The organism is Streptomyces sp. NBC_01463, from assembly GCA_036227345.1.
Taxonomy (GTDB): Bacteria; Actinomycetota; Actinomycetes; order Streptomycetales; family Streptomycetaceae; genus Streptomyces.
In genome coordinates, this window is record CP109468.1 from 4,328,301 (window position 1) to 4,341,850 (window position 13,550).

Annotated in this window: 9 protein-coding genes and 3 tRNA genes; 4 read left to right on the forward strand and 8 right to left on the reverse strand. The window is 71.2% G+C overall.

Going from position 1 to position 13,550, the window contains the following annotated elements; translation table 11 throughout:
- Window positions 1-32 precede the first annotated feature (32 nt).
- The 5 genes from OG521_19075 to OG521_19095 form a co-directional block, all read right to left on the reverse strand.
- A complete protein-coding gene (locus OG521_19075; protein WUW22785.1) occupies window positions 33-2,009 on the reverse strand; it encodes an FG-GAP-like repeat-containing protein in 1,977 nt (658 codons plus the stop codon).
- A 432-nt stretch (window positions 2,010-2,441) separates the two neighbouring features.
- On the reverse strand, window positions 2,442-5,723 hold the full coding sequence (locus tag OG521_19080) for an FG-GAP-like repeat-containing protein (GenBank protein WUW22786.1): 3,282 nt from the start codon (window positions 5,721-5,723) through the stop codon (window positions 2,442-2,444).
- A gap of 65 nt (window positions 5,724-5,788) precedes the next feature.
- Complete coding sequence (locus tag OG521_19085; protein WUW22787.1) at window positions 5,789-8,032, reverse strand: DEAD/DEAH box helicase; 2,244 nt, start codon at window positions 8,030-8,032, stop codon at window positions 5,789-5,791.
- Window positions 8,033-8,273: 241 nt separating this feature from the next.
- A complete protein-coding gene (locus OG521_19090; protein ID WUW22788.1) occupies window positions 8,274-8,849 on the reverse strand; it encodes a hypothetical protein in 576 nt (191 codons plus the stop codon).
- A 222-nt stretch (window positions 8,850-9,071) separates the two neighbouring features.
- On the reverse strand, window positions 9,072-9,422 hold the full coding sequence (locus OG521_19095; GenBank protein ID WUW22789.1) for a metallopeptidase family protein: 351 nt from the start codon (window positions 9,420-9,422) through the stop codon (window positions 9,072-9,074).
- Window positions 9,423-9,507: 85 nt separating this feature from the next.
- Here OG521_19095 and OG521_19100 point away from each other — a divergent pair, with 85 nt between their 5' ends.
- The 4 genes from OG521_19100 to OG521_19115 all read left to right on the forward strand — a co-directional run bounded on the left by OG521_19100 (window position 9,508) and on the right by OG521_19115 (window position 11,430).
- The gene (locus OG521_19100) at window positions 9,508-11,064 is read left to right on the forward strand and encodes a metallophosphoesterase (GenBank protein ID WUW22790.1); all 1,557 of its coding nucleotides are present in this window, start codon (window positions 9,508-9,510) and stop codon (window positions 11,062-11,064) included.
- Window positions 11,065-11,144: 80 nt separating this feature from the next.
- Window positions 11,145-11,217, forward strand: a tRNA-Glu gene (locus OG521_19105).
- 39 nt (window positions 11,218-11,256) lie between these two features.
- Window positions 11,257-11,331: transfer RNA gene (locus tag OG521_19110), tRNA-Asp, on the forward strand.
- A gap of 22 nt (window positions 11,332-11,353) precedes the next feature.
- Window positions 11,354-11,430: transfer RNA gene (locus tag OG521_19115), tRNA-Phe, on the forward strand.
- A gap of 38 nt (window positions 11,431-11,468) precedes the next feature.
- On the opposite strand, the gene OG521_19120 is transcribed toward OG521_19115, so the two are convergent.
- The 3 genes from OG521_19120 to OG521_19130 form a co-directional block, all read right to left on the reverse strand.
- Window positions 11,469-12,335: a cytochrome c biogenesis CcdA family protein gene (locus tag OG521_19120; protein WUW22791.1), complete on the reverse strand. Its 867-nt coding sequence runs from the start codon at window positions 12,333-12,335 to the stop codon at window positions 11,469-11,471.
- Window positions 12,332-13,159 (reverse strand): DsbA family protein, encoded by an 828-nt coding sequence (locus OG521_19125; protein WUW22792.1) that lies wholly within the window; start codon window positions 13,157-13,159, stop codon window positions 12,332-12,334. The genes OG521_19120 and OG521_19125 overlap by 4 nt, the downstream gene beginning before the upstream one ends.
- A 65-nt stretch (window positions 13,160-13,224) precedes the next feature.
- The gene (locus OG521_19130) at window positions 13,225-13,506 is read right to left on the reverse strand and encodes a hypothetical protein (GenBank protein ID WUW22793.1); all 282 of its coding nucleotides are present in this window, start codon (window positions 13,504-13,506) and stop codon (window positions 13,225-13,227) included.
- Window positions 13,507-13,550 lie beyond the last annotated feature (44 nt).

A 13,550-nucleotide genomic window follows, 5' to 3' on the forward strand; every position in this document is an offset into this window, starting at 1 on the left:
CGGACGAACCGGTGTGGTTGCGGGTCGGGACATCAGGCGAGCCTGGAGTACGTCTGCCAGCCGCCCCCGACCCTCGTCCGGGCCGAGAACAGCCCCTTGCCGTCGCCCCGGTAGCTCCACAGCACCCCGGACGTGTCCCGGGCCAGCAGATCGGCCTTGCCGTCGCCGCTCAGATCACCCACGCCCACCAGCGAGTTGTACACCTGCCAGCCACCGCCGACCTTCACCCGCGCCGCCAGCGTGCCCTTGCCCGTCCCGGCATACCGCCACAACACCCCGGCCGCATCCCGCGCCAGCAGATCACCCCTGCCGTCCCCGGTCACATCCCCGGCACCCGCCAGCAGATAGCCCTTCCAACCCGTACCGATCTTCACCCGCGCCTTGAAGACACCGGCACCCCTGCTCTCGTACAGATACAGATAGCCCGTCGCCTTCTCCCGGGCCAGCAGATCCGCACGCCCGTCACCCGTGAGATCACCCGGCGACGTCAATTCGTCGTACACGTTCCAGCCACCACCGACCCGCGTGTACGCAGTCGTGTTGTACAGCGCACCACCACACTTCGGCTTGTACGCCCGCAGTTCACCGCTCGGGATCCGCACCAGGACGTCATTGCACCGGTCACCGCTCACATCGTCGAACGGCACCGCTTCCGTCACCGCTTTGGCGCCGTACCAGTCCATGCTGCCCGGCTCGTACGAGTCCACCCGGCCCGTCCCCGTACCGGCCCGGAACGCGGAGTCTCCGTTCGACGTGAACACCAGGAGGTCGCCGAAACCGTCACGCCCCACAAAGTCACGCGGCACTGCCGCACCACCGGTCAGCTTCAGGGTGCCCGAGGTGCTCGCGTCCGGCCCCTTCCCGTCGAGCGGCTTGGCCGACAGCGTCCAGACGTACGCGCCGTTAGGCACGTAACCACCCTTGTCGTTGCGGCCGTTCCAGGTCGCCGAGCCCGATACGCCACCCGCGTTCGGCAGGCCGTCCATGGTGCGTACGACCGTGCCGGTGGCCTTGTTCCTGATGACGATCCTCCAGGAGCCCACCGGCCGGGACATCAGCCAGGTGGCCTTCCAGGGGTTGGCCCATCCGGTGCTGCCGCCGGCCTCGGTCTCGACGACCGCGACCGGCTGCCTCGCCACCCCGCTCGATACGAGATACACGCCTTGGTCGGCCGCGATGTAGGCGACCGGACCACCGAACCTGTCCACCGTCCAGGTCACCCCGCGCTCAGCGGTGTCCGGCACCTCACCGATGGCATGGGTGTCGTTCGCCGTGCCGTCCTGGAAGCCGGTGAGCATCAGCTGTCCGGTGCTCCTGTCGTGCTGCACCAGATAGCCGTCGCCGATGAGCGCTTCGCCGCGGGGCACCCCGATGTTCTTGCCTGCCGTGACGTCCCATACCCCGGCCTGTCCGGTCGGCCCGCACGACCAGTAGACCCACCGTCCGACCGCCTGGAGTTCCTTGAACACGCAAGGCAGACCGGTGTCGATCGTCCGGGTGATCTTCCTCGTCTTGAGATCCTGTGCGGTCAGCACCCCCTTCGCCGTCGTGGCCGACCACAGCGTGGTGCCCCACACGGACGCGGCTCTGACCGGACGGGACACGACGATGGAGGGGCTCTCCCCGAGATCACCGATGTACTGGAGCACCGGGTTGCTGCCGTTGATGACCGCGTAGCGCCCGGTGATCTCGACCACCGAGTCCAGGTCCGCGTCCATGCGCAACGACCGCCGGTCGTCCTCGTCACCCACCGAGCTGACACTCGTGGTGCCGGCCTCATAGCGGTACAACTCGAACACGTGGCCGTCACCGCTCGGGTAGGGACCCACGTATGCGGCGTCCGTGTGACCCAGGAGCTCGGGACCGCCCACAGTGAGCCCCGCAGGCGTGGCCGTCACCATCCGGCGGTAGAAGGCCTCATCGGAGCCGTTCGACTCCCTGGTCGCCAGCACGCCGTTGGCCAGCGAGACCCGGCTGACCCCTCCTGCGACCGGAGCGACCGCACGCACCGTCTGCGCCGCGAGACCCCCTGGCGCATCCCCCGACGAGCTTTCGCCGGCAGCCGCAGCCCCGCCCGCGAACATCCCTGACCCCACCATCAGCCCGACCGCCACCACAGTGGAGATCGTTCTGCGCGCACGAATACGCCTCACGTCCGTGTCCCTCCCCAGGAGCAGAAACGGGCACGGGGGACCACGGTGGTCTGTCTGCGAAGAAGAACGCGGAAGTGATGACGGCCGAGTGGTGAAGATCCGAGCGGGGTCCCCACCCCGCTCTCCCCGATGAGCCCGGAAAGCTGAGCGGATCCTAGCAACGATGTGACCAGCCACGAAGCCCCTTCTCGAACTCGTTCAAAAGAGCGGGCACAGGCCCAACGCGGCTGGCCCGTACGGCAAGGAGTGCCGTACGGGCCAGCCGCGTGCGCCCTGTCGGGCCCTGCGTCAGGACAGCGTCCGGTACGTCTGCCAGCCGCCCCCGACCCTCGCCCGGGCCGAGAACAGCCCCTTGCCGTCGCCCCGGTAGCTCCACAGCACCCCGGACGTGTCCCGGGCCAGCAGATCGGCCTTGCCGTCACCGCTCAGATCGCCCACGCCCACCAGCGAGTTGTACACCTGCCAGCCACCACCGACCTTCACCCGCGCCGCCAGCGTCCCCTTGCCCGTCCCGGCATACCGCCACAACACCCCGGCCGCATCCCGCGCCAACAGATCACCCCTGCCGTCACCGGTCACATCCCCGGCACCCGCCAGCAGATAGCCCTTCCAGCCCGTGCCGATCTTCACCCGCGCCTTGAAGACACCGGCACCCCTGCTCTCGTACAGGTAGAGGTAACCGGTCGACGTCTCGCGGGCGATCACGTCCGCCCGGCCGTCCCCGGTCAGGTCTCCGGGTGACGTCAGGGCGTCGTACACGTTCCAGCCCAGACCCACCTTCGTGAACGGCGTCGTCGACTTCAACGCGCCACCGCACGCGGGCTTGTACGCCCGCAGCTCGCCGCTCTGCACCCGCACCAGCACGTCGTTGCACCGGTCACCGCTCACGTCGTCGAACGGCACCGCGGCAGTCACGCTGTTCGCGCCCGTCCAGCCCGAGCCCGACACCTTGGCGTCCACCGAACCCGTCCCCGTACCCGTACCGGCCCGGAAATCCGCCGCGCCCGCCGGCGTGAACGCCAGCAGGTCGCCGAAGCCGTCGTTGCCGACGAAGTCGCGGGGGACGGGCGCGCCGCCGGACAGCCTCACCGAACCCGAAGCCGTGAGGTCCGCACCCTGCCCATCGGCCGGCTTCACCGACAGGGCCCAGGCGTAAGCGCCGTTGGCGACGAACCTGCCCGCCGCGTCCTTGCCGTCCCACACCGCCTTCACCAGGCCACGCGCTTCCCCGCCCGTGAGAGTCCGGACGGTGGCACCCGTGGCCTGGTTCTTCAACGTCAGCTGCCAGGAGGCGGCAGGCTTCGACAACCACCAACGCGCCGCCCAGGACGGGACGCCGCCCCGCAGCGTCGCCGATGCCGGAACGTCGGAGTCGATGCGAGCCAGCGGCGAGGCGGGGATCCCCAGGTCGGCGACCGTGATGTCTCCATCGGCCTGCCGCTGATACGCGAGACGTCCGGTGCCGGCATCGATGGCGTACTGCTGTTCCCGCTCACCGTCGCCGGCCATCACGTACGTGTGCACCGGTACGGGGGTCCCTCCCCGCACATCAGTGATCTTCACGTCGTCTCCGTTGCGCCACCCGACGTACCCGTCGCCGAGCACGGACACCGGGTCGGGATAGGTCAGATTGGTCTTCTTCTCAAGATCGAAGACGCCGCCCCTGGCCGTGCTTCCGGCGCAGTCCCAACTGAGCCAGTGCAAGGTCACCTTGATGTCCTCGGCCTTGCACCCGGTGCCGAGATCCACCGTCTGCTGCACTGCGCCGGTGCGCGCGTCGCGACCGGCCACCGTGCCCGCCACGGCGCCCGCCCCCCACACCCGGTCTCCGTACAGATCGGCGTCCTCACCACTGAATGGCATGCGCGCCAGCAGCGTCCCCGTGTCCAGGTCGACGGTGACGGTGCCGGCGTCGCTGCCGTCGGTACGGCCGCCGCGACCCAGTGCGTAGCGTCCCGACACATCCACGACCTGGAACCAGGCAAGACCGGGGACCGACAACGGAACGGCCTCGGTCCCTCCCGGCCCCACGAGCGACGGCATCTGTGCGCCACCGCCGTTGGGGGCAGGCATGATCACGGTTCGTCCGTCGCCCGTGGCGAACAGGGTCGGGCACCCATCGCCGTCCCCGCAGTCCGCCAGATCGAAACCACGGTCACCGGCCGGCCCCGTATCACCGACGGCAAGCGGACCCGACACGGATACCGTTCGCGAGCGGAAGCCCTTGCTCTGGTCGGACAGGAGCTCCAGCGATTCGAGCCTTCCCTGGCTGAAACTCATCCCCTGTGGGCGCGACGTAGCCGGTGTGACGTCGACCAGCTTCTCCGTGGTCGATCCGCCGTCACCGGGACGGACCAGCTGCACGCCCAGCCCGTCAGGGCGGGAGCCGGCCACCACGAGCAGCCCGCCGTCCGGGGTGGGCATGGCGTCGGCCCGCCCGTACGCGAAGAGCGCCTCCTCGGGACCGCCGTCCAGCGGAACGGTCACGAGTCGGTACGGAGTCGAGCCTCCCGCCCCCGAGGCGCGTGCGACCACGAGTTGTTGCCCGGTGACGCCGAGAAGCCTGTCGCCCTCCGCATACGGAAGGTCCTTCACCTGGCTCACGGACAGCTGCCCGGACTGCGATGTGCCCTTCGCGTAGAACGTCACCTTGCCGTCCTTGGTCCACTCCACCACGTGGTCGCGTGACACCACCGTGGACGCCGTCCCGGCAGAGACACCGGGGCCCACCGGGCGGGCCTCACCGGTCGACAGCGAGATCCACAATGGCCGGAGGCGGGCTCCTTGGCGGTACTGCACGAGAACCCCATCGGCCCCACCGGTGACCGCCTTGAGAGGACGCTCGGCGCCATCGGGCCATCCGACGACCTCGGTGTCCTGGACGGCACCGTCCACGAGCCGCAGCAGATGCCACTCCGGCGCGGCTGTGGGGCTCGTGCGGCTGTACGTCACGACCGTCGTGCCGTAGGTCCCCACGTACTGGTGCCCGTCGGGCAGCTCCACGTAGGAATTGGTCCCTGCGACCACGTCATACAGCCGGATCTCGCCGGATTCGGACATCCCCCGGCTCCGGTACGCCGCCACGACGTCGGACCCGGCCCCGTAGGTACCGTCGGCGTCGGGCCCCTCGAGGTCGTTGTAGATGATGTGGTTCTCACCACTGTACGAACTCCAGAACTGACCGCGCCCTTCCTCGTACCGGAGGTACCCCGTCGGCCCGGCCGACAGCGGAATGACCGTCCTCGGCTGTCCGGCGACGTCTGCGGGGAAGACCACCTCGCCACCGGTAGCCGCACGTGCGGGTCCTGCGTTCAGCGGTACGAAGCCCGCGCCGATGACAATGGCCGCAACAACGGCGACCGCACTGCGCACGCCCATGTGACGTCTCAAGCCGAGTCCCTCCCGGACACCCTCGAAGAGGCATGGGAAGGACGCGGCAGCGTGTGCCGCGGTCTGCGCGAAGTAAAAGCCCCCCGGCCCCAACCCCCCATGCGAATGAGGTGACATTAACAGCCGCCGCGCGTGCACCGATAGACAGATTCGAACCCGTTCAAGGAACGAGCCGGGCAAAAAGCAGAGCGGGCCCGTCCGTGAAGGACGAGCCCGCTCTCAGAGGTCGGAAGACCTACTGACGATCAGCCGTTGCGCTTCCAGCGCGGCTTGTCGTCGCGGCGGCCGAAGGTGCCGGTGCCGGTACCCGTGCCGGTGCCACCGCGGTGGTCGTCGCGGCGGCCGGTCGGGCGGTCGCTGCTGCCGGAGCGGAAGCCGCCCGACGGGCGGTCGTCACGACGGTCGCGGTTGAACGGACGGTCGCTGCCGCCGGAGCGGAAGCCACCGGACGGGCGGTCGTCACGGCGGTCGCGGTTGAACGACGGGCGGTCGTTGTCGCGGTTGAACGACGGACGGTCGTTGTCACGGCGCTCGAAGGAACGGCCGCCGCGGTCGTCACGACGGTCACCGCCACCGGAGCGGAAGCCGCCCGAGGGGCGCTCGTCACGACGGTCGCGGTTGAACGACGGACGGTCGTTGTCACGGCGCTCGAAGGAACGGCCACCGCGGTCGTCACGACGGTCACCGCCACCGGAGCGGAAGCCGCCGCCGACGGGACGGTCCTCACGACGGTCGTTGCTGCCGCGGAAGGACGGACGGTCGCTGCTGCCGCGGTAGCCGTTGCTGCCGGCCGGACGGCCGCTGCGCTCGCCGGTGCGGTCGCTGTTGCCGCCGCGGTAACCGCCACGGTCGCCGCCGCGGTTGTCGCGACGCTCGTAGTTGCCGCGGTCGTCGCGACGCTCCTCGCGCGCTGCGGGCTGCTCCGGAACGGAGGTGGCGGCCAGCAGTGCGGCCTCCGCCTCGGCGGTGACCTCGGCCACTGCGGCCTCGGGGTCGTCGCCCCGCTCGCGTGCGGCGCGGGCGACCAGACGGCCGGCCTCCTCGCGCAGCTCCACGGCACGGCGCTGGACGCGCTCCAGCTGCTTGGTCAGGTCGGCGGCCTCGCGCTCGGCCTGCTTGGCGGCGTTGTTCGCGGAGTCGGCCTGGACCTCGGTGAGCGAACGGGCGCCGGTGATCTCGGCGACCTCCGGCTCGAAGACGCCCGCGCCCTGGACGATGTGGCGCGACGCGTCGACGCCGGCGTCCTCCATGAGGCGGAAGATCTGACGGCGCTGGTGCGGAAGCGCCAGCGACACGACGACACCGGACTTGCCGGCGCGGGCGGTACGGCCCGAGCGGTGCAGGTAGTCCTTGTGGTCACCGGCCGGGTCCACGTTCAGGACCAGGTCGATGCCGTCGACGTGGATACCGCGGGCGGCGACGTCGGTCGCGACGAGCGCGTTGACGTAGCCCTTCTTGAAGTCCTCGAGAACGCGGGTACGGGCGCCCTGGGTCATGCCGCCGTGCAGTGCGTCCGCCTTGACGCCCGCCTCGACGAGCTGCTCGGCGATGCGGTCGGCACCCAGCTGGGTGCGGACGAAGATGATCGTGCGGCCCTTGCGGGCGGCGATGGCGGAGGTGACCGGCGCCTTGTCCTTCGGCTTCACGACGAGGACGTGGTGCGACATGGTCGAGACGTTGCCCTGGGCGGAGTCGACCTCGTGGGTGACCGGGTTGCTCAGGTAGCGCTTGACCAGGGTGCCGATCTCGTTCTCCATGGTGGCGGAGAAGAGCATGCGCTGGCCGCCGCCGGGGATCTGGTCGAGCAGCTCGGTGACCTCGGGCAGGAAGCCCAGGTCGGACATCTGGTCGGCCTCGTCGAGGACGGCGACCTGGACGTTCTCCAGGGAGCAGGCGCCCCGGTTGATGATGTCGCGCAGCCGGCCCGGGGTGGCGACGAGGACGTCGACACCGCGCTCCAGCGCGTAGATCTGGTTGCCCATCGACGTACCGCCGCAGACGACCTTCATCTTCAGGCCGAGCACGTCGCCGTACGGCTGAAGCGCGTCCGCGACCTGCATCGCGAGCTCACGCGTCGGGGTGAGGATGATCGCGCGGGGCTTCTTCTTCTCGGTGTGCCCACCGGCCAGCGAGGCCAGGGTCGGCAGACCGAAGGAGAGGGTCTTGCCGGAGCCGGTACGGCCTCGGCCCAGGATGTCCTTGCCCGCCAGGGCGTCCGGGATGGTCGCCGCCTGGATCGGGAAGGGCGCGGTCACACCGTTCTGCGCGAGCTTGCGGACGATGCCCTCGGGCAGGCCCAGGTCGGCGAAGGTGATGGTCGGCTCGGCGTCCGCCTCGTCGGCGGCGTCGGTGTCGGCCTGCTCGGCCTGGGGGGCGTCCGCCTCGATGGCGTCGGCGGAGTCGATGGAGTCGGCGGACTCGGCGATGACGGCCTCCGCGACCTCGATGAGTTCGGCGCTCTCGACATCGTTCTCGACGTTCTCGGGCATGACGGTGTGGTCAGAACTGGAAATTGACATGCGAAATGCGAAACCTTCCGGAGTCTCGGCACGCGCCCGTAACTCCGTGTTTTCGCAATTTCGACCGCCTCAATGCGGTCCAGCCACGGCAAGGGAGAGTACGCGCCACACGGCGCTCTTCTGTGTCGGCGCCGGGCAATGGGATCAAACGATCTACCACCATACGCACTCTCCCCCACTTTGCGCAAACCGCTCCCTGCCGACCGCCCCGTCAAGCGGGTCCCACCTGCGGTGATGCCTGCGGAGTCCGCAACGCGTAGACGCCGTCCGGCGAGCCTGGCGCACCGTTACGGAGCTGCGCGGCCGGCGACGCGGAGGGCGCCGGCGGCTGGGGGTCCGAGGGCTCCGGATCGGGCTCCGGCTCCACCGGCGGCTGCGGGCTCTCGGGGGTGCCGGGTCCCGGGTCGGACGGCGCCGGCGTCTGGGGCTGCTCGGGAACGCCCGGCCCGGGCGCCGATGGCCCCGGCGCCGACGGATCGCCGCCCCGGGCCGGTCCGGGCCGGTCCCGGCCGCCGCCGGGGCTGCCCGAGGGGGCGGCGGAGGCACTCGGATCACCGGACCGGCCGCCCTTGCGCTCGGAGTGCGCCCCGGAGCCGCCCCCGGTACGGGCGCTGCCGGTGCCGGCCACCGTGGAGCCGTCCGGCTCCGCCGCCGCCCCCTTGGGCGAGGCGGACCGCGAGGGCGCCGGTTTCCCGCCGTCGGAGCCGATGCTCATGCAGCCGGTGGACGCGGCGATCGTCACCGCAGTGACGGCCGCCCAGCGGACGGGAACGGGAAACTGGCGCACGGGGGCACCTCCGGGGGCGCGAGGAAGGACGGGGCGGGACGGAAACGAGCCGGGAGCGCTGTGCCCAACTCCCGCCGCCCCGCCGGGGACACGCCCCCGGGCAGGCCCGCACAGGTCGTTCACACCTCACGGCGCACTCCGCGGACCCCCGGAGCCGGGCCGGTACGGCCCGCCCCGCGCCCTCACCCGAAGCCGATCCCGCCTGCGGCCGGCCCCGCGCCCTCACCCGTAGCCGAGCGCGTGCAGCCTCTCGTCGTCGATGCCGAAGTGGTGGGCGATCTCGTGCACGACTGTGATTTCCGTCTCCGCCACGACGTCCTCGCGCGACTCGCACATCCGCAGCGTCGGTCCCCGGTAGATGGTGATCCGGTCCGGCAGCACGCCCGCGTACCACTCACCGCGCTCGGTCAGCGGTGTGCCCTCGTAGAGCCCCAGCAGTTCCGGATCGTCGGACTCCGGTTCGTCCTCGACGAACACCGCGACGTTGTCCATCAGCCGGGTGAGCTCCGGCGGGATCCGGTCGAGCGCCTCGCCGACCAGTTCCTCGAACGCTTCCCGCGTCATCTCCAGCACCCCGCCATTGTCACGTACGGCCGCCGGATGCGCCCCGGACCGGCCGAAGGGCATATTCGCCCCCGCACCGGGGCATACGCGCCCAATGGCCCGCGCCCCGTTCCGCGCCGCAGCAACCCGCGTCCGGCACCTCCTGCGCTCCGGCCGCGGCCCCGGCCGCCGGCCCCGCCCCGGCGCCCTGTCCGCCGTCTCGCCCCGCCCGTTCGTCCGGGCGCTCGGCCTGGTCACCGTCGTGCTGTGCGGCGCCTGGCTGGGACTGCTGGTCGTGGGGAGCGTCCGTACGCCCGTCGGCCCGATGGACACGACGATGACCCTGCGCCCCTCCCTCAGCGGCGGCACCAAGATCAACGTGTCCCCGCTCGGCGCACTGGAACTGGACTCGCACCACGCCCCTGTCCGTCTCGACGTGGACGTCGACCGCCTCGACCCGGTGCGCTCCGAGGCCCTGGTCCAGCACCCCGAACGGCTCGCAGGCCTGGAGAACGAGGTCACCGGCGACGTCAACACCGGCGCCCGCGAGCTCGCCGTGCGCTCCTGCGTCGCGGTCGTCTCCGGGGCCACCGCCCTCGGCCTCGCCGTCTACCGCCGGCCCCGCCGCGCCCTGGCCGCCGGCGGGCTCGCGCTCACCCTGCTGGCCGCATCGGGCGTCAGCGCGTACGCCACCTGGAACCCGGAGTCCGTCCTGGAGCCGAAGTTCTCCGGACTGCTCTCCAGCGCGCCCTCCGTCGTCGGCGACGCCCGCTCGATCGTCAGTGACTTCGACGTCTACCAGCAGGAGCTGGCCCGGCTGGTCACCAACGTCACCAAGCTGTACGACGCCACATCCACGCTCCCCGTCTACAGCCCGAACCCCGCCACGCTCCGCGTCCTGCACGTCTCCGACATCCACCTCAACCCCGCGGCCTGGCACATCATCGGCTCGCTCGTCGAGCAGTACGACATCGACGTGATCATCGATTCCGGCGACACGATGGACCACGGGGCGGCCGTGGAGAACAGCTTCCTCGACCCGGTCAGCGATCTGGGCGCGCCCTACGTCTGGGTCCGGGGCAACCACGACTCCGCGGTGACGCAGAAGTACCTGGAGGGGAACAAGCGCTTCAAGAACGTGCACGTGCTGGACGAGGGCCGCGCGGTGACCGTCGGCGGGCTGCGGGTGGCGGGCATCGGGGACCCGCAGTTCACCCCGGACCGCACGGGGCCGGAGCAGGCCGCGGACGTCGAGCGGGCGGCGGGGCTGCGGCTCGCCGGCGCGCTGCGCGCCCAGCAGCGGGCGGGCACCCCGGCCGACATCGCCGTCACCCACGAACCGGAGGCGGCCCGGCAGACGGACGGGGCGGTCCCGCTGGTGCTGGCCGGTCATGTGCACCACCGGCAGAACGAGCTCATGAAGGGCGGCACCCGGCTGATGATCGAGGGGTCCACGGGCGGCGGCGGGCTGCGGGCCGTACAGAACGAGAAGCCGGAGCAGGTCCTCGCGTCGGTGCTCTATCTGGACCGCTCGACCCGCCGTCTGCAGGCCTGGGACGAGATCACGCTGGGCGGTCTCGGGCTGACGACCGCCGAGGTCAGCCGCCATCTGCCCAAGGACGACCCGGCCCTCCGGAGCCCGCTCCCGACGTCTCCCACCCCCTCCCCGTAAACCGTTTTGGCGATAGCCGCCGCCATCCCATATGCTTCTGACGTCCCCGACGCGCTGGAAAGCGCGCAGGTGGGCCCTTAGCCCTCATCGTCTAGTGGCCCAGGACGCCGCCCTTTCAAGGCGGTAGCACGGGTTCGAATCCCGTTGGGGGCACGCTTTAACGTGTGCGAGACTTGTTCTCGCACATTGCTTGGTCCTGTGGAGCAGTTTGGAGTGCTCGCCACCCTGTCAAGGTGGAGGCCGCGGGTTCAAATCCCGTCAGGACCGCTGCAGCCCTTGTGAGCTGCGTGGCTGGGTAGCTCAGTTGGTACGAGCGATCGCCTGAAAAGCGATAGGTCGCCGGTTCGATCCCGGCCCCAGCCACCACCCGAAAGCCCCGTCCGTCGGACGGGGCTTTCGCCGTGTCAGGCACCCTCCCGGTCCACGGTGTTCAGCTCCTCCGCCCCGCCGCGGTCCCGGCGGCGCCCGGACCGCACCGCGATCACCAGCAGCGCCACGGCCACCACCGCGACCAGCAGCAACGCGTCCGGCACGTGCTCGCCGATGCCCCGGGCCCACTGCTCGACGGCGAACGACTGGTCCACGTCCAGCAGTCCGGGCAGCGCCGTCGTCCCGTCGTACACGAGGAACACGGCGCCCAGGGCGATGAAGAAGAGCCCCGACAGCAGCGTCGTCGTGTGCAGTTCGAAGCGGCCCAGCCGCAGGGCGCGGCCGCGCAGCCAGGCCCGCCGGCCCAGCTCGAACCGCTCCCAGAGCAGCGCGAGCACGAACAGCGGCACCGCCATGCCCAGCGCGTAGACGGCGAGCAGCAGTCCGCCGTACGCCGGGCTGCCGCTGACGGCCGCGACGGTCAGGACGCTGCCGAGGATCGGTCCCGCGCAGAAGCCGGCCAGTCCGTAGACGGCGCCGAGGGCGTAGACGGACACGGCCGTGGTGGGCCTGATCCGGCCGCTGAGGGCGGAGATCCGGCGCGAGGCGAAGCCCAGGCCGACGATCTGGGCGACGCCGAGGCCGATGATCAGCCAGCCCGCGCCGAGGACGAGGGCGTCGCGGTGGCTGTAGAACAGCCGCCCGGCGTACGAGCCCGCGGCGCCGAGCGGCACGAGCGTGGTGGCCAGTCCGGCGTAGAAGATCCCGGTCCGGGCGAGCAGCCGGGAAGCGGAGTCGATGGAGTACGCGAAGAAGGCGGGGAGCAGCAGGGCGCTGCACGGGCTGAGCAGGGCCAGCAGCCCGCCGAGGAACGCGGCGAAGTAGCCGATGCCGGGCGTCACTTCGCGGCGCTCGCTTCGGGGGACGCGGTGCTCGTCCCGGAGGCCCCCTCGGCGTCCTGGCCCGCGCTGCCGATGTTCTTCGCGCGCTCCGCCGCCTGGTCGATGGCCCGGGTGAAGGTCTCCGCGGGCTGCGCCCCGGCGATCGGGCGGCCGTTGACCAGGAAGGACGGGGTGGACGTCGCGCCGATTCCGTACCCCTGCTCCTGGTCCTCGCTCACCGCCGCCGCGGCCGCCGTACCGTCCGTGTCGCGCACGAAGCGGTCGAGGTCGGGCACCCCCGCCTGGCGGGCGAGCGCCCTCAGGCGGTCCTTGCCGAACCCCTTCTCCTTGGCCCCTTCGGCGTACGCGGCCCGGTGGAACTCCCAGAAGCGGCCCTGCTGTCCGGCGGCCCAGGAGGCTCGCGCGGCGGCCTCGGACTCGGCACCGAAGATCGGGAAGTTGCGCCATTCGATGCGCAGGGTGCCGTTGTCGACGTACTTCTTCACCAGGGCGGGTTCGGTGTCCCGGGCGAACTTGCCGCAGTAGCCGCACTTGAAGTCGGCGTACTCGATGAGGACGACGGGCGCGTCCGCCCGGCCCAGGGCCAGCTTGTCGCCGGCCTCGCGGCGGGCGAGCTTCGCCAGCTCGGGGTAGACGCCCTCGTCCGGGCCCGCGGTGACGTCGGCCACCACCGAGGACGAGGAGGCGCCGGCGGATTCGGGGGCGGTGGCCCGGTAGGAGACGTAGCCGAACAGGGCGGCGGCCACGACGACCCCGGCGGCGTAGACGAGCGGCTTGCGCGAGGACTGCTTCAGGGACGACGGCTTGGGCGGGGATGTGGGCATGCGGAACTCCGAGCTGGCGATGCGGGAGGGAGAGAGAAGGAGGACGGCCGGGAGGTGCGGGCCGTCTACACCCTCAGTACGGAGAGTTCCACCGGGGTCGGCGCGGCCGCGTCCGGGCCGCGCGGGTTCATCGGTGCGGACCACCGCAGCGGCTCCGGTCCGACGGCCTCGGGCAGACCCCATTCGGCGAGGCCCGGTGCCTGGTCGTGGGCGGCTCGGGACCGCCCCGGGACACCCGGTTCACCGCCGTCGTGCCCGCTCCTGCGCCCACAGCCCGCAAGCCCGTCCCGCTGCCCGATGTCCCGGGCCACCGTCTCGGTCGCGGTCACCGTCTCGTTCACGGTCACAGCTGCAACGGACGCGTCCGGGAGAGGCGACGGCACCGCGGCCG

What these genes read in the sequence shown, in the direction of transcription:
- OG521_19085 (WUW22787.1), bottom strand. Translation starts at nt 8,032, where the DNA reads ATGCCCGAGAACGTCGAGAACGATGTCGAGAGCGCCGAACTCATCGAG.
- OG521_19100 (WUW22790.1), top strand. Translation starts at nt 9,508, where the DNA reads ATGGCCCGCGCCCCGTTCCGCGCCGCAGCAACCCGCGTCCGGCACCTC.
- OG521_19125 (WUW22792.1), bottom strand. Translation starts at nt 13,159, where the DNA reads ATGCCCACATCCCCGCCCAAGCCGTCGTCCCTGAAGCAGTCCTCGCGC.